This is a genomic window from Allomuricauda sp. XS_ASV26, from assembly GCF_041224615.1.
In the GTDB taxonomy this organism is placed as follows: Bacteria; Bacteroidota; Bacteroidia; order Flavobacteriales; family Flavobacteriaceae; genus Flagellimonas; species Flagellimonas alginolytica.
In genome coordinates, this window is sequence record NZ_JBGFGK010000033.1 from 660,591 (window position 1) to 680,782 (window position 20,192).

Consider the following 20,192-nt stretch of genomic DNA (forward strand, 5'->3'; position numbering starts at 1 on the left):
AAGTATGAGTTTAAAAAAGTCCCTTATCATCATTCTCTTGATTCTGCTCGTGGATCAAATAAGTAAAATCTTCATTAAAACAAGTTTTGTGCTTGGTGAATCACATGAGGTGTTCAGTTGGTTCAAAATTCTATTTATAGAAAATGAAGGAGCTGCATGGGGAACCAAATTGAGCGATCTTTTACCAATTTCGGAGCCTACCGGAAAATTGGTGTTGACCATTTTCAGGATTTTTGCGGTTTTAGGAATCGGATATTGGCTTTGGGACATAATTAAAAAACAATCGCCAAGAACATTGGTGTTGGCAGTTTCCTTGATTTTTGCCGGAGCTGTAGGTAATATAATAGACTCGGTTTTCTACGGGATAATATTTGATCACAGCAACGGGCAGGTGGCCACACTTTTTACAAATGAGCCCTACGGGAGCCTGTTTCATGGTAAAGTGGTGGATATGCTTTATTTTCCTTTAGTGGATACCACCTGGCCTAGTTGGGTTCCTTCTTGGGGAGGTCAACGTTTTCGTTTTTTTGAACCCGTTTTTAATATAGCGGATACTGCGATAAGTACAGGAGTAGGTATTTTAATAGTGTTCAACAAAAAAGCCTTTCCGAAAAACGATGAGGCCAACGAGGTAAAGGAAGATTTGGGCAATTAGAATTTGTAGATCTTTTCCGGGGTTACACAATAATCCAATTTCACATCATTCGTGTTGATATCCGAAATAGGCTCCGTTTCCGGTCCAAAAAAGGAAAGGCCAATTTTTACGGTTTCTTTTCTGCACTTGTTCAAAAAGCCATCGTAATATCCTTTGCCATACCCCACTCTGTTTCCTGTAGTGTCAAATGCCAATAAAGGAACAAACACCACATCAATTTTGTTTTCCGGAATCTCTATGCCATCAATTGGCTCTGGAACACCGTAAGGGCTTTTTTTGATCGTTATGCTATCTGTGAGCAGATAATTCTCCATGGAGTTTGGGCCTGCAACTTTGGGAACAACAATATTTTTGTCCTTGCCCTGTAGCAAGGTGATCAAGGGAAGAGTGTCCACTTCGACTTTATCCTCCATACTCAGAAAAGTATGGTAATAAAAAAAATCCCAAATCGGGATTTGTAGTAATTCGTTTGCTAAAATCAAACTAAAATCGGAGGCTTGTGCCGGGTATAATCCCATCCTCAGATTTTTATATTTTTTTCTTAGTTCACGTTTCAACATTTACTGTTGAAGATTAAGGGGTTATTTGGGGGTACTATAAAAAAATTACTCTCCCTTTGTTGCAACGGAGAAAAAGATTTTGAAGAACAGCATCAAAATCAAGTACATTCCCAAAACAATGATATAGTTTTCCATTGGATTGTTTTTATACCGTTAAATGTAAGTAAAACAATTGAAAAATATACCATGAACTGCACATTTTATCGGTGAAATACACAATATTTAGCAACTGTTTAACAAATTGGACTGGTTTGTTAACATGGAACTGGGGTTTTTCCATAGTTTATTTACGGAAAAACCCCAATCTATTGATCCTTAGCAAATTGTTACCAAATTTAATTCCGATTTAGATTTGTATCATTTGTGCATTGAGATACCTTAGGCGTCGATCCAAATAAGGAATTGATCAAGTTTAACAATAAACCCCATTTATAAAATATAACTTTGTTGTAAATCCTTTGAGGTCCATTTTTTAAGCTTTTATGTCCAGATCAGCATCATTAAAAGTACAGTTGAGTGCACTCCCTGACAATCACGGAGTGTATCAATTTTATGATACAGATGGTAAAATACTCTATGTGGGCAAGGCCAAGAACCTTAAGAAGAGGGTTTCTTCATATTTCAATAAAAAGCAGGAGTATGGAAAAACCAGGGTGCTTGTCAAGAAAATAGACTCCATAAAACATATTGTAGTCCCTACGGAGTCGGACGCACTTTTGTTGGAAAACAATTTGATCAAAAAATTAAGGCCCCGTTACAACGTGCTGCTCAAGGATGATAAATCCTACCCGTGGATCTGTATTAAGAACGAGCGTTTTCCCAGGGTTTTTTCTACAAGAAAGCTGATCAAGGACGGATCCGAATATTTTGGGCCTTACACCAGCATGAAAACAGTTAGGACGTTGTTGGATTTGGTAAAGGGCCTTTACCCTTTAAGGACATGTAATTATGACCTTTCCGAAGAAAAGATAAGATCCGGAAAATATAAGGTGTGCTTGGATTACCACTTGGGAAATTGCTTGGGACCTTGTGAAGGGCTGCAGAGCGAAAAAGAATACCTAAACCAGATCGAGGATATTAGGCAGATTATCAAAGGAAACCTAAAAAGCTCCATACAGACATTTCGGCAACAAATGACCGACTATGCCGAGCAAATGGAATTTGAAAAGGCACAACGGGTCAAAGATAAAATCGAAGTACTCGAGAATTATCAGGCAAAATCTACAGTGGTGAACCCGAAAATAAACAATGTAGATGTGTTCACCATTATTTCTGATGAGACCCATGGTTATGTCAATTTTTTGCAATTATCACATGGTGCCATAATCCGGTCCCATACCATGGAGATTAAAAAGAAACTGGAAGAATCTGATGAGGAGTTGTTGCAATTGGCCATTACCGAGATTCGACAACGGTTCAGTTCAAGATCAAAAGAAATTTACCTTCCATTTGCCGTTGCTGTTGATGATGATTTAAAGGTAACTCTGCCCAAATTAGGGGATAAGCGTAGGATATTGGATCTATCGGAACGGAACGCCCGTTTTTATCGACAGGATAAATTGAAACAAATTAAAATAACCGACCCAGATCGCCATACCAAACGGATCATGGCCCAAATGAAGACAGATCTTCGCCTATCGGAAGAACCTCGACATATTGAATGTTTTGACAATTCCAATATTCAAGGCAGTAACCCTGTGGCGGCATGTGTGGTTTTTAAAGATGGTAAGCCCTCTAAAAAAGATTATCGCCATTTTAACATAAAAACGGTAGAGGGCCCCGACGATTTTGCCAGTATGGAAGAGGTTGTCCATAGGAGATACAAACGATTGCTCAGCGAAGAAGAGCCCCTGCCACAGCTAATTGTGATAGATGGGGGGAAAGGGCAATTGTCCTCGGCATTAAAAAGTCTCGAAGTATTGGGCCTGAGAGGAAAAATTGCCATAGTGGGCATTGCAAAACGCTTGGAGGAAATCTATTTTCCGGACGACCCCGTCCCGCTCTATTTGGACAAAAGATCCGAATCCCTAAAAATTATTCAGCAGCTCAGGAACGAGGCACACCGTTTTGGTATTACCCACCATAGAAACAAAAGAAGCAAGGGTGCCATTAACTCCGAGTTGGTGAACATTGAAGGGATTGGGGAAAAAACAGCTCAACAATTATTAAAAAGCTTTAAATCGGTAAAACGCATCAAGGAAGCCTCGCTCGAAAATTTAACTGCTTCCGTGGGGGCATCAAAAGCAAAAAAAATCTATAAAACCTTTCATAAATAACCATGCATAAAAAAGGTCTCATCATTACAATAGTATTTGCCTTGGTCGGTTTATGTGCCATGGCCCAAAGCGCCAAGGACAATACACCGCCCAAGGTGGGGCTTGTGCTAAGTGGAGGTGGTGCAAAGGGTTTGGCACATATCGGTACACTAAAAGTTTTAGAAGAAGCGGGAGTACAAATAGATTATATCGGAGGAACAAGCATGGGCGCCATTGTTGGTGCACTATATGCCTCGGGCTATTCCGCACATCAACTGGACTCCATTTTTAAGAGTACCGATTTTACAGATCTTATACAGGACAATGTACCTCGTGGCGCCAAAACTTTTTACGAAAAAGAAGATTCGGAACGGTATGCGCTTTCGTTGCCATTTGAGAACTTTAAAGTATCGTTTCCACAGGCAATTTCGGGTGGACAGAACATCTACAATCTTCTGGTGCAGTTGCTTTTTCATGTCAAGGACGTACAAGACTTTGGAAAATTGCCCATCCCATTTTTGTGTGTGGCCACCAATGTGGAAACTGGAGAGGAGATTTTGCTGGACAAAGGGTATTTGCCCGAGGCCATTGTGGCCAGCGGAACGTTTCCTTCTTTGTTTGAGCCGGCCGAGATAGAGGGGCAAATTTTAATTGACGGAGGCGTGGTAAACAACTATCCTATTGATCATGTAAAAGCAATGGGGGCCGACATCATCATCGGAGTAGATGTTCAACACGACTTGGCCACGCGAGAATCACTTTCTTCCGCTACGGAAATTTTATTGCAGATCAACAATTATCGTACGGTAAACGACATGAAATCAAAATCCAAGAAAACCGACATTTATATTAGGCCCGATATAGATGAGTTTTCCGTAATCGATTTTGAAAGGGGCAGGGAGATCATTGACAATGGCGAAATATCGGCACGAGCCAAAATGGACCAGTTTGTGCAGATTGCAGAGGCCCAAAAAAGTGAACCCAAACCAAAAAAGAACATTAAGTTGATGGATAGCCTTACCATTAATAGAATGATCATAGAGGGGAACGATAGGTATACCCGTGGTTATATAAAAGGAAAACTAAGGTTCAACTTATCGGAAAAGATTGCTTTTGAAGATTTAAAGCAAGGGATAAACAATCTTTCTGCTACGGGTAACTTTAAGGCCATTCGGTACGACCTTGTTTCAAATGGGTTGGGCACCGACTTGATTTTAAAACTTAAGGAAGAGCCAACTAAAATGTTCATCAAAATGTCTGCACATTACGATGACCTGTACAAAAGTGCCGCCCTGATCAACCTGACGAAGAAAAACTTTTTGATGAAAGACGATGTGGCATCCTTCGATTTTATTTTGGGGGACCATATCCGGTACAATATGCAGTATTACTTGGATAAAGGCTACTATTGGAGTTTTGGGGTAAATTCCAGACTCACCGATTTTGATGCAGATATCGACTTTTCCCTGATTCGGGGCAATTTTAATGTTCCGGACGACCCCAATATCCAACGGATCAATGTAGATGTGACCGATCTTACCAACCAGGTATATTTGCAAACAGTTCTACAGGAGGAATTTGCCTTTGTGATCGGGGCGGAACATAAATTTATTAATTATAGTACACGCACACTGAACCAAGTGGACCCCGAGGCGGAAGAAGGATCTCAATCTGCCAATAGAAGGAGCAATTTTGAGAATTCCAATTATTTTAGTGCTTATTCCCAGATTAAATTGGATACTTACGACGATAAATATTTCCCGACCAAGGGACTTTTGTTCGATGGGGATTTTCATTTTTATGCCTTTTCTTCCGATTACAACAAAAATTTTAAAGAATTTGCGGTCGCCAAGGCTAAATTGGGCGGGGTGTTTTCATTGTTCCATAATCTTAGCCTAAACTTGGAGACCGAGGGGGGTGTAAAACTGGGAACATCCTCTGTAGCTACTTTTGATTTTATCCTTGGAGGTTTCGGGAATAATTTTGTAAACAATTTTACACCATTTTTCGGATACGATTTTCTCAGCATACCGGGTAATAGTTATGTAAAGAGCTATGGCCGATTGGACTATAGGTTCGCTCCAAAACAACATATGTTGTTTTCCGCGAACATTGCCAATGTGGCCGATGACCTTTTTAGGACCGGAGATTGGTTCGAGGAGCCCAATTTTATCGGTTTTGGACTGGGTTATGGCTTTGAGTCTTTTCTTGGTCCGATCCAATTATATTATTCGTGGTCGCCCGAAGTGGATAACGGTAATTTTTTTGTGAGCGTAGGCTATTGGTTTTGATTGCAACCCTTGTATAAAATGTTGGACAATCTTAAAAAATTGTCAAAAACAAGAGCAAAAACAACCAATTCTTAGCGACTTTAGTTAAAGTCCGTTAAAAACACTTTTTCCTACAAAATGCTGCCGTATCTTTACACCCACATAAGGGGTGGTTCCCTTATAACTTTAAGTATTGGTTTTTCATAATTTAAAGTTTGGTTGGTTATTTAGGAAAAGCCCAGTCTCGAGACTGGGCTTTTTTTGTTATACTATTTTGGAATAAGTTTTGTTTAAGTATATGTAAAACAGCATAACCCCTAAAGCTATTTTACTAATTTTATATCAATTAATTGTTTATGAAAAAGATACTGACGCCCTTACTATTGCTCATAATGGCAATATCGGCAAATGGGCAAGAACCCAGGCCAGCTTTTAAACCAGGGGAATGGCTCAAGTTTAGGATACACTACGGATTCCTGAATGCGAGTTATGCAACAATGCACCTAACTACCAATACGTTGAACGGGGTTCCTGTGTACCACGTGGTCGGCCGGGGAAAAACAACGGGTTTTGCCAGTATATTTTTTAAGGTGGACGACACCTACGAAAGCTATTTTGATATTGATCATGGGAAACCCTACAAGTTTATCCGTAAGATTGATGAAGGTGGCTATACCAAGGATATCGAGATCGATTTTGATTACAAGGAGGACAAGGCCATACTCAAAGACAATAAGAACGGCACTAAAATGAATATTCCCATCCATGATCAAATACAGGATTTGATATCTGCCTCATATTTTTTAAGGAGCAATTACAATTTGGAAGAATTCGAGGTCGGGGATGCCATAAACCTGGATATGTTGTTTGATGATGATGGGGTGTTCAAGTTTCAATTAAAATATTTGGGAAAAGAAATACTGAGAACCAAGTTTGGAAAGGTGGAATGTCTTAAATTTAGGCCATTGGTTCAGTCCGGACGTGTTTTTAAAGAAAAAGAGAGTCTCACTCTTTGGGTATCAAACGATTGGAACAAAATTCCTATCAGGATCAAGGCGGATTTGGCCGTAGGCTCGCTCAAAGCGGATTTGGATGGCTACAACGGTTTAAAGAACCAGTTTAAAATAATAATGAAATAGTAGTAGGCATTAATGGACAAGAATGCAAAAATCGCTTCCCAGATAAACAAGCTAGAAGAAAAGTTCAAAAATTCGGGCCAAGACCTGAGTTCATACTTGGACGGCCTGCTCTATCAAAAATACCTCACCTATTGGGATTACATTCATTTGGACACCCTGCTCAGTCTACAGGTACCCAGAACGCATTTTCCCGACGAGGAAATCTTCATTATGTACCACCAGATCACGGAACTTTATTTTAAACTTATTCTTCATGAGCAAAAGCAAATTGTAGAGGACAGGTCACAGGATGTACTTTTTTTTACCGAAAAGGCACGGCGAATAAACAGTTATTTCAAAGCACTCATCTCTTCATTCAGTATAATGATCAAAGGGATGGAGCGGGAGCAGTTCCTGAGATATCGGATGGCCTTGTTGCCAGCAAGTGGATTTCAGTCCGCACAGTATAGGATGATAGAGTTCTACGCCACACCATTGGAAAATTTGGTACATTCCACGCAAAGGGACACATTCTCATCAGAACATACCATTGAAGAATTGTTTGAGCAGGTATACTGGAAAAAAGGGGCCACCGATTTGGCCACTGGGGAGAAAACACTCACCCTAAAACAGTTTGAGGTGCGATATACCCCACGACTTTTACGAATTGCCAACGCGGTAAAGAACAGTACTATTTATCATAAATATCTGCAATTGCCCGAGGTATCACGGAACAATGAAGAATTAATCTCTGCGTTAAAGGAGTTGGATATGAACGCCAACGTTAATTGGCCGTTAATGCACATGGGCTCGGCACATAGATATTTGGCCAAGGAAGGCAAGGATGTAGAGGCCACGGGAGGGACAAATTGGAAAGAGTATTTGCCCCCTAGTTTTCAGAAAATAATATTTTTCCCAACTTTGTACTCAGATTATGAACTGGATACGTGGGGTAAACAATGGGTAGATCATATTTTTAACCCAGCAAACGTAGAATACAAGGAATAGAAATGCATAGAATTATTGGGGCAATGTTGACACTTATGGTTGTATTGGTGTCATGCAAAGAAACAAGAGAACCATTGGAAGAGGTGGCAACGGTTGAAACTATTGTGAAACCACCGGTCTTGCATTATGGTTTTGATCTTAAAGAATTTAAAGTAGTCCACGACACCGTTCGCAGAGGGGACAGTTTTGGGGAGCTAATGCTCAAAAACAAAGTGGACTATCCAAAGATTGCCACTATATCAGAAAATTTTAGGGACACCTTCGACGTGCGCAAAATACAGGTTGGTAAACCCTACGTTATCTTAAAATCGAAAGATACTTCGGAAGTGGCCGAAGTTTTTATATATCAGAACGATAAGATCAATTATACTGTTGTAGACCTTCGGGATACGGCTGTGGCCTACAAGAACAAAAAGGAGGTGACCTTAAGGGAAAGAGAGGTAGGTGGAGTTATAACCAGTAGTTTATCGGAAGCTATGGACAACTTGGGTGTAGATTACGGTGTTACAATCGGTCTATCAGAAATTTATGCGTGGACCATTGACTTTTTTAGACTGGAAAAAGGCGATAAATTTAAAGTGATTTTTGATGAACGCTATATCAACGATACGGTTTACGCGGGCCGTGGCCCCATAAAAGCGGCGCTTTTTGAACACAAAGGCCGTGAAGTCTATGCCTTCCCATATGTAGCGGATACGGTAAACAATATTTTGGATTATTACGATCAGGAAGCCAATAACTTAAGAAGCACTTTTTTAAGGGCGCCGATAAAATTTGGATATAGGCTTTCCTCAAGATATAACTTAAAGCGTAGAATCGCTTACTATGGTTATAAAGTTAGGCCACATAAAGGAACAGATTATGCCGCACCGGTAGGTACGCCAATTGTGGCAACTGCCGACGGTACCGTAACGGAATCCACTCGAAGAGGGGGCAACGGAAAATATGTTAAAATAAAGCATAACGGGACCTATAGCACACAATACCTCCACATGAAAGCCCAAAAAGTAAAAAAGGGCGAGTTTGTCCGACAAGGCGATGTTATTGGATGGGTGGGCATGACCGGTAATACGGGTGGCCCCCATGTTTGTTATCGTTTTTGGAAAAATGGCAGACAGGTGGATCCCTTAAAAGAGAAACTTCCCGCGGCAGAACCTATAGCGGATTCGTTGCGTACGGATTATCTGGCACATATTTCACCATTAAAAGAACAATTGGATTGCATAGAATATGCCGATCCATCACTTTTCGAATCTGAAGAAACCCTAATATCATATAACCAGTAATGGCACTACCCACAATCAACCCTACTGCTACCAACGCCTGGAAAAAACTTCAACAGCATTATCAAGAAACCAAAGAAGTACATTTAAGGGAACTGTTTTCGGAAGAAGGACGTGGAAAAAAACTTTCCATTCAATGGAACGATTTTTTGGTGGACTATTCTAAAAATAGGATCTCCGATAAAACCTTGGAGTTGTTGTTGCAACTGGCCGAGGAAGTCGGTTTAAAAGATAGTTTAAAAAGTTATTTCCAAGGAGAGCTTATCAACCAGACCGAAGGGCGCGCCGTATTGCATACCGCTTTGCGGGCAAAAAAAGGCGAGGAGATTTATGTTGATGGAGTAAACATTGTAGATGAGGTTTTTGAGGTAAAGGATAAAATAAAATCCTTTTCCGATGCGGTAATTTCCGGTGAACGCAAAGGGCATACAGGTAAACCCTTTACAGATGTTGTGAACATTGGTATTGGAGGTTCGGATTTGGGGCCTGTAATGGTAACCGAGGCACTCAAGTTTTATCAAAACGACCTTAAGATCCATTTTGTAAGTAATGTGGATGGTGATTTAGTGCACGAAGTGTTAAAGGAACTTGATCCAGAGACCACACTATTTGTGATTGTATCCAAATCGTTTACCACTCAAGAAACCTTGAGCAACGCCCTGACCATAAAAAGATGGTTTCTACAAAACGCTAAGGAAAAAGACGTGGCCGATCATTTTGTTGCCGTGTCGACCAATCTGGAAAAGATACAAGAGTTCGGTATTGCCGATGAGAACGTATTTCCCATGTGGGATTGGGTCGGGGGCAGGTTTTCCCTTTGGAGTGCCGTAGGTTTGTCTATTGCCCTTTCCGTGGGTAACGAGAATTTTGAGCAGCTTTTAACCGGGGCCAACGAAATGGATGTTCATTTTAAGGAAACACCGTTCAAGGATAATATCCCCGTTGTGCTGGCACTGATCAGTGTTTGGTACAACAATTTTTATGGTGCGGAGACCGAAGCCGTTATTCCCTACACCCAATATCTTCACCGTTTTTCGGCATACTTGCAGCAAGGGATTATGGAAAGCAACGGAAAAAGTATAGATAGGTCGGGCAATCGGGTAGGTCACGAAACCGGCACCATAATATGGGGAGAACCGGGAACCAATTCACAACATGCTTTTTTCCAGCTGATACATCAAGGCACCAAACTGATTCCGACCGATTTTATCGGTTTCAAGAATTCGTTGCACGGTGATGTGGACCATCATAATAAATTAATGGCCAACTTTTTTGCGCAGACCGAAGCTCTGATGAACGGGAAAACATCGGATGAGGTTAAGCAAGAATTGGAGACGCAGGGTCTCTCGGGGGAAAAAGTCCAAGAACTGCTTCCTTTTAAAATATTTGAGGGCAATAAACCCACAAATACCATTTTAATAGATAAGCTTACGCCAAAAAGTTTGGGTGCCCTAGTGGCCCTGTACGAACACAAGATATTTGTACAAGGGGTAATTTGGAACATATTCAGTTATGATCAATGGGGTGTTGAATTGGGCAAGCAATTGGCAAAAAATATTTTATCCGACATAGAAAATTCAACAATCGGCAAACACGACAGCTCTACACTGAACCTTTTGCATTATTTTAAGGGGTAGATCGTTATCTTCTCAAATAGTTGTGAAAACCGTAAATAATTGTTTGTCAGGGATTTTTGTTTGTTAATTTAGTGTTAATTATATTTGATCGATTTTAACTTTGGCTTAATGGGTGTAATCCAAAAATGGATCACATTTGCAGGGCTAATAAAACACTTAAACACTGAATTAAATGAAAAGATTCTACTTGGCTATTGCGGCTATTTTTGTTTCAGCAATGGCATTTGCACAAGGAACTCTTACTGGAACGGTTGTCGACGGGGATTTAGGCGGACCGTTACCAGGAGCAACTGTTATGGTTAAAGGAACCAGGACAGGAACATCTACCGATTTCGACGGTAACTTTACTTTGGAAGTAAACCAAAGCTCGGGAACATTGATCGTATCTTATATAGGATTTGTTTCCAAATCAATTCCTTTCTCTTCTTCTGGTAGCTTAGGAACTATTTCGCTAATGCCCGATGCAGAAGAACTCGGTGAGGTTGTTGTTGTAGGTACCGGAATTATTGACCTTGCAACAGATAGACAGACTCCGATTGCAGTGTCTTCCGTGCCAATTAAAACAATTCAAGAAAAAATAGGTACGCAAGACGTTACCATGACCTTGGTAAACACGCCATCTGTGTATGTATCTGGTCAGTCAGGAGGTTTTGGTGATACCGACATGAGGGTGAGAGGATTTGAGCAAGATAACACCGCTTTCCTTTTGAACGGTCAGCCAATTAACGGAATGGAAGACGGTAAAATGTACTGGTCCAACTGGTCTGGAATCAATGATATTGCTTCAGGTATCCAGATTCAAAGAGGTTTGGGATCTTCAAAATTGGCTATCTCCTCAGTAGGAGGTACCGTCAACTTTGTGACCAAGGCCACTGAGATGAACGAAGGTGGATTTGGTTATGCAACTGTTGCCAACAATAACTATATCAAAACATCTGCTGGATACAATACAGGTATTTCAGATAAAGGATGGGGTATGAGTGTTATGTTGTCTCACTGGCAAGGTGATGGTTACAACGAAGGTAACTTTGGAGAAGGACAAACGTATTTTATTTCTGTTGGTTACAGACCAAGTGCTTCACATAACTTCAACTTTTTGCTAACTGGTGCTCCTCAGTTCCACGATCAAAACTTTACCAAGCCAATTTCAGATTATTTGGAGTATGGTAGAAGATATAACAACAACTGGGGTACATACAATGGTCAATACTTGACCGAAAGAAGAAACTTTTATCACAAGCCTGTGGCCAACCTTAACTGGGACTGGACTATTAGCGAAACAGCTAACCTTTCCACAGTACTTTATGCCTCTTGGGGTAATGGAGGTGGAACAGGAAACCGTGGTGACCGTATCAGAACGGCCGAAGGGCGAATTGACTATGATGCAATCTACGCATTCAACCAAAGTGTGCCCAATGGTGAAGGAGGATATTTCGCCGCAGGAGGTGGTTATGTTACCCGTGCATCCATGAACTTGCACAACTGGTACGGATTGATTTCAAACTTTGAAAAACAGTTAAGTGATAATTTAACTTGGAATGTAGGTTTCGATTTAAGAACATACTACGGTAAACACTTTAGGGTAGTTTCAGATTTCCACGGATTGGATTCTTGGCAAGAGAACATTCGTTTGATCGACCAAAACAACAACCACGAATCTTATGGTACCTTTGGTACATACAAGCAGGTGATAGCTACTGAATCCTTCAGACCATCTGGATGGGCAGCTGCCTTTAATTCTTATCCTGAAGATCAAAAAATTGCTTATAGCAACGATGAGCGCATCTCTTACGGTGGATTGTTCACACAATTGGAATACGCTACGGACACATTCTCTACTTTTTTCCAAGGTTCTATTTCCAATCAGTACCACCAAAGATTTGATTTCTATCAATATGCTGATGAGGCTTTGATCAATGGGACGTCATCTCAATGGACAGGAGAGCCATTACCAGCAGATATTGAGCCAGGTACGGATTCTGAAAAAGTGAACAACTTCGGGTACAATGCCAAGGCAGGATTTAGCTATACGCCAACATCCCAACATAGTTTCTACGCAAACGCAGGATATTATAACCGTCAACCATATCACGATAACATTTACTTGAACTTTACCAACCAAGTAAATCCATTGACCGAGAACGAGAAAATTCTTGGTTTGGAAGCTGGTTATGGTTTTTCAAGCGCTATGTTCTCTGCCAATATAAACTTGTACAGAACCTCGTGGAAAGACAGGGTGGTTACAAGCTCCGACGTTGTTGACGATGTAGTTACATTCGAAACAAACTTTGGGACAGAACAATTGCATACCGGTGCTGAATTGGATTTTAAATTTAGACCAATGCCAGGTCTTTCCATCAATGGATTTGCATCTATTGGAGACTGGAAATACCAAGGTAGTGCAGTAACACAAGTTACCGATGAGGAAAGAAATGTCCTAAGTACTGAAACTGTTGATTATGACGGTGGAAAAGTAGGTGGTGCGGCCCAAACTTCTGGTGGTCTTGGTTTCTCTTATAGAATTAACGATATGTTCTCTGTTGATTCTGACTGGAGATATTACGGAGATCTTTATTCCGATGTAGGTGCTGTTAAGGATAACTTGAAATTACCTGCATATAGCTTAATGGATGCCGGTGCAACTTTCAGTGTTCCTCTTGGCGCAAACAAAACAAAGCAATTGAAAATAAGAGCCAACGTTAATAACCTATTGAATCACATTTATATTTCTCGCTTAACAACAAATAATCCTGTTGAAGCTGGCGATGAAACTTATAAGGGTATCAACGTTTCCAACCAAGGTTACTTTGGATGGGGTAGAACTTGGAACGTTACTTTGCGTTACGATTTCTAATAAACTCTTTTCATAATATTAAAAGCCCCTTGTTTTACAAGGGGCTTTTTTTATCTCCAAAATTCCGTATTTTTAGGGGCTCAAACTATACCTATGGAAATCATTAAAAACCTACACTCTTATTTGGCCTACGTGGTTTTGGCCGTTTTGGTAATCGCAGTGGTCAATGCCATTGCCGGCTGGTTGGGCAAAAAGGACTTTACTATGCAAAAGGATCTTCGTGTAAGCCTATTTGCACTAATACTGAGCCACATTCAGCTATTGGTCGGACTTTTATTGTACTTTACCTCAACAAACGGTCTTAAAGCCATACAGACCTTGGGTATGAGCGGGCTTAACGTTCCTGCGCGCTTATTGGCGGTAGAGCATCCGTTCATTAATATTATTGCATTGGTGTTGATCACCATTGGTTGGTCCCGCCGCAAAAAATTTATGGAGAGCAATAAAAAATTCAAGACCATTTCCATTTTCTACGGACTGGGCTTGTTATTGATTTTAAGCCGTATTCCTTGGGGGCAGTGGTTCGCTTAAAAATGTTATGATGTCATTGCTAAAGTAGGAATCTACAAGGCATGTGAAATATTTTGTCAACTTGAGCACAGTCGAAAAGTGCTCAAAACATTCGGTTGTGGTTTATCCTGAGCGAAGCCGAAAGACACGATGTAACAGTTAACAGGAAATCCATCACCGTACCTCCTTTAACAAAAACAAATACGCAGGAAAGTGGTCGCTGTATCCAGCCGTGTAGGTGCCTCCAGAGTATGTGCGCCATGGATAACCCTTGAACCTTCCTTTGTCGGTTCGGATGAATTCTGGCGCAAAGATTTCGGCTTTCCAGAATGTGAGCCTAGTTCGGTCTTCGGTCACCAAATTGGATGTAAAAAACATTTGGTCGAACAAGTTCCATTTATCTCGATATGCTAAAGAGCCAACGCCTTTCTTAAACATGGCCTCCATAGGATTGTAAAGGCTAACACTATCCAATTGGCGTTTTTTACCCTTTGTTTTCAGTATTTTTTTCAAACTATCATCAATCGGGTCATCGTTTAGGTCTCCCATGGCGATGATTTTTGCATCCAAATCCAATTTTTGAATGGAATCTATGATGCGCTTATTGAGTAAGGCCGCCCGTACCCGAAATGGCTGGCTTTTGGCGGCACCACCCCTTCGGGAGGGCCAATGGTTCACAATAAAATAGACTTCTTCTTGATCCATGGTGCCGCCGACCACCAACTGATCACGGGTATATTCCCGTTCCCCCATGTCATCAAACAACAAAAGCCTATGACTTTTGAACGACGATGGAATAAAGGAAGCCTTTTTGTAAAGTAGGGCAACATCAATTCCACGTTCATCGGGCGAATCAAAATGAATGATGCCATAATCCTTTTCCCGCAAGTTGGGATGTTGCACCAAATCTTCAAGCACATCCAGATTTTCAACCTCGCAGAGACCAATAATATCTGGAGATGTTTTGGACGTCTCATAACCAATTTTGGAAATTACTTTGGATAGATTCTCAATCTTTTGATGGTAACGCTCCTGCGTCCAATGGTACCGTCCTTCCGGGGTGCGGTCGTCATCAAAAGTAAGGGAGTCGTTTACCGTATCGAACAGGTTTTCACAGTTGTAAAAAGCAATTGTTCTTAAGGTGTAAGCCTTGGACTTTTGTCCATACAGTGAGGTCGATATTAATACAAGTAGGCATATTAATAATCGCATTTTATTTTGATTTTGTAGCTAAAATATGTAGAATTGTTCGCTTTTCCGCAGTTTGTACAGCAATTACAACCCCTTTTTTCTTAATTAACCTACAATACGCTATGAGGCTAGCCATAGTAGTGGCTGTACTTTGTTGTTGTGAATTGCTGTATGCACAACAAAGTACTCGAATTACAGGACAATTAATGGAGAATGGTTCGGATGTGCCCATTTCCAATGCTATAATTACATTGGAAAACACTTCACAAGAATTTGAGACAAACAAGAACGGAGCCTTTGAAATTACCTTGTCCAAATCCGGAGACCAAATGCTCCGTATTTCCGCTTTGGATTTTATATCGAAGCGATTTTCGGTCTATTTGGAAGGAAACCCGATTGATTTAGGGCTGATTTATCTCGAACGGGATATTGCCCACGAGCAAACGGATAATTTGATTTCGCTTACCGATGGCGACCTGTCCGATGATGCTGAAACCGTTTCCACTTCCATGGGATTGTTGCAATCTACACGCGACATTTTCTTGAACCGTGCCGCTTTTGATTTTGGTCAAGCATTTTTTAAGGTACGAGGTTACGATTCCAGAAATGGACAAGTGCTAATTAATGGTATTCCAGTGAATAAATTTTTTGATGGGAGGCCGCAATGGAACAATTGGGGCGGACTTAATGATGCGGTACGAAATCAAGAATTTACCAATGGTCTAACATTCGATCCCTATACATTTGGGGGCATTTTGGGAAATACCAATATCAACACCCGGCCCTCTGTTATGCGTCCAGGCCTACGCTTATCTTCATCAGCTTCCAATCGTACCTATCGCGGTAGACTTATGGCCACTTATAACTCAGGAGAAAAACCGAGCGGATTGGCTTATTCGGTATCCGTTTCGCGGCGGTGGGCCAAAGAGGGGTTTGTAGATGGTACGTTGTACGATGCTTATTCAGTTTTTGGAGCAATAGAGTACCAGTTCAACCCACAAAATAGCATCACATTTACCTCAATTTTGGCACGTAACCGGCGCGGACGTTCTTCAGCCTTAACGGAGGAGGTTTTTGATTTGAGGGGCAACCAGTACAATCCGTATTGGGGAAAACAGGATGGAAAAATCAGGAATTCTAGGGAACGTGAGGTTTTTGAACCGTTATTTCTCTTGAACTATGCATTGGATAAGAAAAAAATCGATTGGAATATTGGACTTGCCTATCAAACGGGGATCAATTCCAGAAGCAGACTTGGCTATTACAATGCGCCGAATCCCGACCCGACCTACTATCGCTATTTGCCCAGCTACCACATCAACAGTTCCATTGGAGCGGACTTTATAAATGCCAACTTGGCAAGAGAAGCTTTTTTGGAGAACCCGCAATTGGATTGGGGACAACTCTACACGGCTAACAGTAACAATGGAGAAAAAGCAGCTTACCTGCTTTATGATGATATTGCTCACAACACAACTATTTCTGCAGCCACTAGCTTCAATTATACATTGAGCGATTTCATTAAACTGGGATTTGGTGGAAATTTTAGATCCACATCATCAGAAAATTATGCAGAGATTCAAGATCTGTTGGGTGCCAGTTATCATGAGGATATGGATACCTTTTCCAGTACATTGAATCATGTCGATGGAGAATTACAGAAAACCGAAGGTGAAAAAATCAATTACCATTACAATTTAGATGCCTCGAAGCTGGAAGGATTTGCACAGGTGAAACTTAATGCCAAAAAGTGGAATGGATTTGCTTCGGCCTCCTACTCCAACTTTAATGTGCAACGTAATGGTCTTTTTAAAAACGAGCGCTATTTGGAAAATTCCTTTGGAACGGGCGATAAAATAGCATTTTCCAACTTGGCCTACAAAGGAGGATTTACCTATTTTTTAACGGGGAGGCATTGGTTTGCTGCAAATGCAGCTATGGTGGAACGGTCACCTATTGTTCAAAATATATTCATCAACCCAAGGGAAAACAACGAAATAGTTCCTGAGCTTCAGAAAGAGTTGGTAAGCAGTGTGGATTTGAGCTATTTTGTGCGCTTACCAAGCTTAACAGGACGAATCAGTGCGTTTTACACAAGATTCCAGCATACCACGGATATCAATTTCTTTTTTGTGGATTCAGGACTCGGTTCCGATTTTGTACAGGAGGTGATCACGGGATTGGATAGGCTACATAAAGGCATTGAGTTTGGCTTCGAGTACGAAGCATCATCTACGGTAAAATTGACCGCTGCCGGAAATCTGGGGCATTATGTGTACGCCAGCGACCCATCTGTCCAAATTAATTTTGATACTGCAGGTGTTAAGGAAGACCTGATAGCGCCAGAAGGAAATATTGACTTGGGCGTTGCCACCCTTAAAGACCTAAAACTGGCCCAGGGACCCCAGACGGCATTTGCGCTGGGAGTTTCCTACAGAGCTCCTAAGTATTGGTGGATAAGCGGAACCACCAATTTTCTCACCAATAATTACATCAATCTGTCCACTATTACCAGAACTGCAAGTTTTTTAATAAACCCGGAAACCGGTGAAACCTTTTCCGATGCTACGGAGGAAAATGTAGCCAAATTGCTAAAGCAAAATAAGCTTGATGATATCTATTTGCTCAATCTGGTCGGAGGTAAATCTTGGCTTATTGATGGAAAGTACATCAGCTTTTTTGCCAGCATCAACAATGTTTTTGATACGGTCTTCCGAACCGGTGGTTACGAACAGAGCCGGAACGGAAATTTTGGTCAGTTGAAACAAGACAATCAAAGCGGCTCTCCCTCTTTTGCACCCAAATATTGGTACAGTTACGGGAGGACCTATTTCTTGAACTTGGCCATTAGCTTTTAAATCCTACTTATGAAAAATGTACTGTTTAAAACCATTATTGTTATTGGATCAATGACTCTTTTATGTTGTGTTGATGGAAGGGAATTTGATGAAATTGGCAGTAATTATGAGACCGATATGGCCGCCAACATCTCCTTTGAAGACTTGGATTCGTTGGTGCAAGAAGAGGTAGTCCAAATTCAAGAGGATTTGATTTTGGAAGGCTACGTGATTTCATCTGACCGGGCTGGGAACTTTTTCGGAGAGCTTTATCTGCAAGATGCATTGAGCAATCCGTCCAAAGGAATTCAATTGGAAATGGATTTGAGGGAATCGCATTTAAAATTCCCATTAGGGAGTAAAGTATATGTAAAATTAAAAGGTCTTTATTTGAGCAAAAAGGGCAACAATATCCGAATAGGCAGTGTTTTTTCTTCATTTGGAAACATTTCCATCGGGAGGATACCTTCTGGAAAAGTATTGGATCACCTTTTTGTGTCGTGTGACGGTGGCGGAATTGTAGATCCTGTGGTCACAACCATTCCCGAAATGAACAGCCTGCCATCAAACATAGTAGTACAATTGCAAAGTGTTGAATTTGCTGATGAAATTTTTGGGGAAACCTACGCCATTGCAGAAGAAGAGACGGAACGAACCATACAGGATTGTGACGAAAATGAGGTTATGCTCGTGAATAGTGGGTATGCCGACTTCCAAGCCGAATCTTTACCTGAAAATAACGGGACGCTTACAGCTATTTTGACAAAGGATGGAGATGTACCGCAATTGTTTGTTCGAACTTTGGAAGATGTAAATTTTACCGAAGAGCGTTGCCCAGAAATTATTACAGAGTTCACCTCTGATCAAATATTTATTTCCGAATTGGCAGACCCCGACAATAATTCAAAAGCTCGGTTTGTAGAACTGTACAATTCCGCTTTGGAACCATTGGATTTAAACCTGTGGACACTCCGACGATACACTAACGATAATACAGAAGTTAGCTCCACTATTGATTTGTCGGGATTTGTTATTGGTCCGGAAAGTACTTTGGTCATTTCGCCCAATGCGGAAGAATTTGAGCTGGTTTACGGCTTTGCACCAGACTTGGGCGTGTCCACCAATAGCCCGGCAGACTCCAACGGGGATGATAATCTGGAATTGGTTGATCCTTTTGGCGAGGTAATAGATGTGTTCGGAGTAATTGGAGAGGATGGAACAGGCACTGATCATGAGTTTGAAGATGGGCGCGCCGTTCGTGATTCCGATATTTTGAAGGGCAGTCCCATCTTCACCTTTGGTGAATGGACCATTTTTAACGATTCGGGAGATGCAGGAACCATCAAAACGCCCCAAAATGCCCCCGAGGATTTTTCCCCGGGGATTAGGGAGTAAATTGTTTAGAAAGCCGTATACTTAAATTTTTGTCCACCGACCGATGAATCTGCCATAAGACCCGCTTTGGGAAGTGCAAAAACGGCTACACCGTCTTTGTATTTGGCCTCAAAGGCAATTCCGGATTTTAGGGCCACAGCAGAAGTTTCTGCCGCAAACTGGAACTTCTCGGTTTTAAAACGTTGTAGGTCCACTTCGGTTTCAAAGAAAATAACTTCAATAATAGCCTGTCCACCAGCCTGTAGCCCGATATTCAATTTTTTAAGATTTGCCATGCCCACGGCATCACCGTCTTCATAGACCACACCATTGCCCGATGCCCCGCCAATAATAAATCCTCCTTTTCCAACATTAGGAAAAATAACGTAACCTGCGGATTCTTCAAAAAACTGGTCCAAAGCAGGACTTGTTTCCAATAGGGTTGTTTTGGCCCTCTCCGCATCGGCCATAATCTTTCTGTCCTTACTGTTCTGGGCTATGGCACTTGTTCCAATTAACATCAAGGCCACAACGATCACTGATTTTATTTTTTTCATATCTGTTGTTTTTTGTATTCAATTCAAAGGTAGAAAACGCGTAAGTCGTTTACAGGAAAGACTTTCACAATAATTGTTAAGAA

14 protein-coding genes are annotated in these 20,192 nt (G+C 41.1%); 11 read left to right on the forward strand and 3 right to left on the reverse strand.

Features of this window, described 5'->3' with window-relative positions; genetic code table 11:
* The first annotated feature begins 4 nt into the window (after positions 1–4).
* Entirely contained in the window at positions 5–655 is a 651-nt protein-coding gene (locus AB9K32_RS15105) for a lipoprotein signal peptidase (RefSeq protein WP_252080817.1), read from the forward strand.
* Here AB9K32_RS15105 and AB9K32_RS15110 read toward each other — a convergent pair.
* Positions 652–1,215 (reverse strand): 5-formyltetrahydrofolate cyclo-ligase, encoded by a 564-nt coding sequence (locus AB9K32_RS15110; protein WP_369885646.1) that lies wholly within the window; start codon positions 1,213–1,215, stop codon positions 652–654. The genes AB9K32_RS15105 and AB9K32_RS15110 overlap by 4 nt on opposite strands.
* A gap of 482 nt (positions 1,216–1,697) precedes the next feature.
* On the opposite strand from AB9K32_RS15110, the gene uvrC reads away from it, so the two are divergent.
* The 8 genes from uvrC (at position 1,698) to AB9K32_RS15150 (ending at position 14,171) form a co-directional block, all read left to right on the forward strand.
* Complete coding sequence (gene uvrC, locus AB9K32_RS15115) at positions 1,698–3,491, forward strand: excinuclease ABC subunit UvrC (protein WP_369885647.1); 1,794 nt, start codon at positions 1,698–1,700, stop codon at positions 3,489–3,491.
* Positions 3,492–3,493: 2 nt separating this feature from the next.
* Positions 3,494–5,761 carry a patatin-like phospholipase family protein gene (locus AB9K32_RS15120; RefSeq protein ID WP_369885648.1) on the forward strand — a complete coding sequence of 756 codons (2,268 nt, stop codon included), beginning with the start codon at positions 3,494–3,496 and terminating at the stop codon, positions 5,759–5,761.
* Between the two features lie 335 nt (positions 5,762–6,096).
* Positions 6,097–6,879, forward strand: coding sequence for a DUF3108 domain-containing protein (locus tag AB9K32_RS15125; RefSeq protein ID WP_369885649.1), 783 nt, complete (start codon positions 6,097–6,099; stop codon positions 6,877–6,879).
* A gap of 12 nt (positions 6,880–6,891) precedes the next feature.
* Positions 6,892–7,866 carry a tryptophan 2,3-dioxygenase family protein gene (locus tag AB9K32_RS15130; RefSeq protein ID WP_369885650.1) on the forward strand — a complete coding sequence of 325 codons (975 nt, stop codon included), beginning with the start codon at positions 6,892–6,894 and terminating at the stop codon, positions 7,864–7,866.
* Positions 7,867–7,868: 2 nt separating this feature from the next.
* Positions 7,869–9,152 (forward strand): peptidoglycan DD-metalloendopeptidase family protein, encoded by a 1,284-nt coding sequence (locus AB9K32_RS15135; protein ID WP_224836179.1) that lies wholly within the window; start codon positions 7,869–7,871, stop codon positions 9,150–9,152.
* A complete protein-coding gene (gene pgi / locus AB9K32_RS15140) occupies positions 9,152–10,786 on the forward strand; it encodes a glucose-6-phosphate isomerase (protein ID WP_369885651.1) in 1,635 nt (544 codons plus the stop codon). Before AB9K32_RS15135 ends, pgi begins: the two co-directional genes overlap by 1 nt.
* Before the next feature lie 172 nt (positions 10,787–10,958).
* The gene (locus AB9K32_RS15145; protein ID WP_224836181.1) at positions 10,959–13,640 is read left to right on the forward strand and encodes a TonB-dependent receptor domain-containing protein; all 2,682 of its coding nucleotides are present in this window, start codon (positions 10,959–10,961) and stop codon (positions 13,638–13,640) included.
* Positions 13,641–13,733: 93 nt separating this feature from the next.
* A complete protein-coding gene (locus AB9K32_RS15150; RefSeq protein WP_369885652.1) occupies positions 13,734–14,171 on the forward strand; it encodes a hypothetical protein in 438 nt (145 codons plus the stop codon).
* Between the two features lie 153 nt (positions 14,172–14,324).
* Here AB9K32_RS15150 and AB9K32_RS15155 read toward each other — a convergent pair whose 3' ends face one another.
* Positions 14,325–15,362: an endonuclease/exonuclease/phosphatase family protein gene (locus AB9K32_RS15155; RefSeq protein ID WP_369885653.1), complete on the reverse strand. Its 1,038-nt coding sequence runs from the start codon at positions 15,360–15,362 to the stop codon at positions 14,325–14,327.
* A gap of 101 nt (positions 15,363–15,463) precedes the next feature.
* Between AB9K32_RS15155 and AB9K32_RS15160 the strand changes: the two genes are divergently transcribed.
* Positions 15,464–18,199 (forward strand): carboxypeptidase-like regulatory domain-containing protein, encoded by a 2,736-nt coding sequence (locus tag AB9K32_RS15160; RefSeq protein ID WP_369885654.1) that lies wholly within the window; start codon positions 15,464–15,466, stop codon positions 18,197–18,199.
* Between the two features lie 9 nt (positions 18,200–18,208).
* Positions 18,209–19,573, forward strand: coding sequence for a DUF5689 domain-containing protein (locus tag AB9K32_RS15165; RefSeq protein WP_369885655.1), 1,365 nt, complete (start codon positions 18,209–18,211; stop codon positions 19,571–19,573).
* Between the two features lie 5 nt (positions 19,574–19,578).
* Here AB9K32_RS15165 and AB9K32_RS15170 read toward each other — a convergent pair whose 3' ends face one another.
* The gene (locus AB9K32_RS15170) at positions 19,579–20,109 is read right to left on the reverse strand and encodes a hypothetical protein (protein WP_369885656.1); all 531 of its coding nucleotides are present in this window, start codon (positions 20,107–20,109) and stop codon (positions 19,579–19,581) included.
* Positions 20,110–20,192 lie beyond the last annotated feature (83 nt).

Bases quoted from the DNA above. Each gene is read 5' to 3' on its own strand.
- AB9K32_RS15135 (WP_224836179.1), top strand. From the start codon at position 7,869: ATGCATAGAATTATTGGGGCAATGTTGACACTTATGGTTGTATTGGTG.
- AB9K32_RS15165 (WP_369885655.1), top strand. From the start codon at position 18,209: ATGAAAAATGTACTGTTTAAAACCATTATTGTTATTGGATCAATGACT.
- pgi (WP_369885651.1), top strand. From the start codon at position 9,152: ATGGCACTACCCACAATCAACCCTACTGCTACCAACGCCTGGAAAAAA.
- AB9K32_RS15130 (WP_369885650.1), top strand. From the start codon at position 6,892: ATGGACAAGAATGCAAAAATCGCTTCCCAGATAAACAAGCTAGAAGAA.
- AB9K32_RS15120 (WP_369885648.1), top strand. From the start codon at position 3,494: ATGCATAAAAAAGGTCTCATCATTACAATAGTATTTGCCTTGGTCGGT.
- AB9K32_RS15160 (WP_369885654.1), top strand. From the start codon at position 15,464: ATGAGGCTAGCCATAGTAGTGGCTGTACTTTGTTGTTGTGAATTGCTG.
- AB9K32_RS15170 (WP_369885656.1), bottom strand. From the start codon at position 20,109: ATGAAAAAAATAAAATCAGTGATCGTTGTGGCCTTGATGTTAATTGGA.
- AB9K32_RS15155 (WP_369885653.1), bottom strand. From the start codon at position 15,362: ATGCGATTATTAATATGCCTACTTGTATTAATATCGACCTCACTGTAT.
- uvrC (WP_369885647.1), top strand. From the start codon at position 1,698: ATGTCCAGATCAGCATCATTAAAAGTACAGTTGAGTGCACTCCCTGAC.
- AB9K32_RS15150 (WP_369885652.1), top strand. From the start codon at position 13,734: ATGGAAATCATTAAAAACCTACACTCTTATTTGGCCTACGTGGTTTTG.
- AB9K32_RS15125 (WP_369885649.1), top strand. From the start codon at position 6,097: ATGAAAAAGATACTGACGCCCTTACTATTGCTCATAATGGCAATATCG.
- AB9K32_RS15105 (WP_252080817.1), top strand. From the start codon at position 5: ATGAGTTTAAAAAAGTCCCTTATCATCATTCTCTTGATTCTGCTCGTG.
- AB9K32_RS15145 (WP_224836181.1), top strand. From the start codon at position 10,959: ATGAAAAGATTCTACTTGGCTATTGCGGCTATTTTTGTTTCAGCAATG.
- AB9K32_RS15110 (WP_369885646.1), bottom strand. From the start codon at position 1,215: ATGTTGAAACGTGAACTAAGAAAAAAATATAAAAATCTGAGGATGGGA.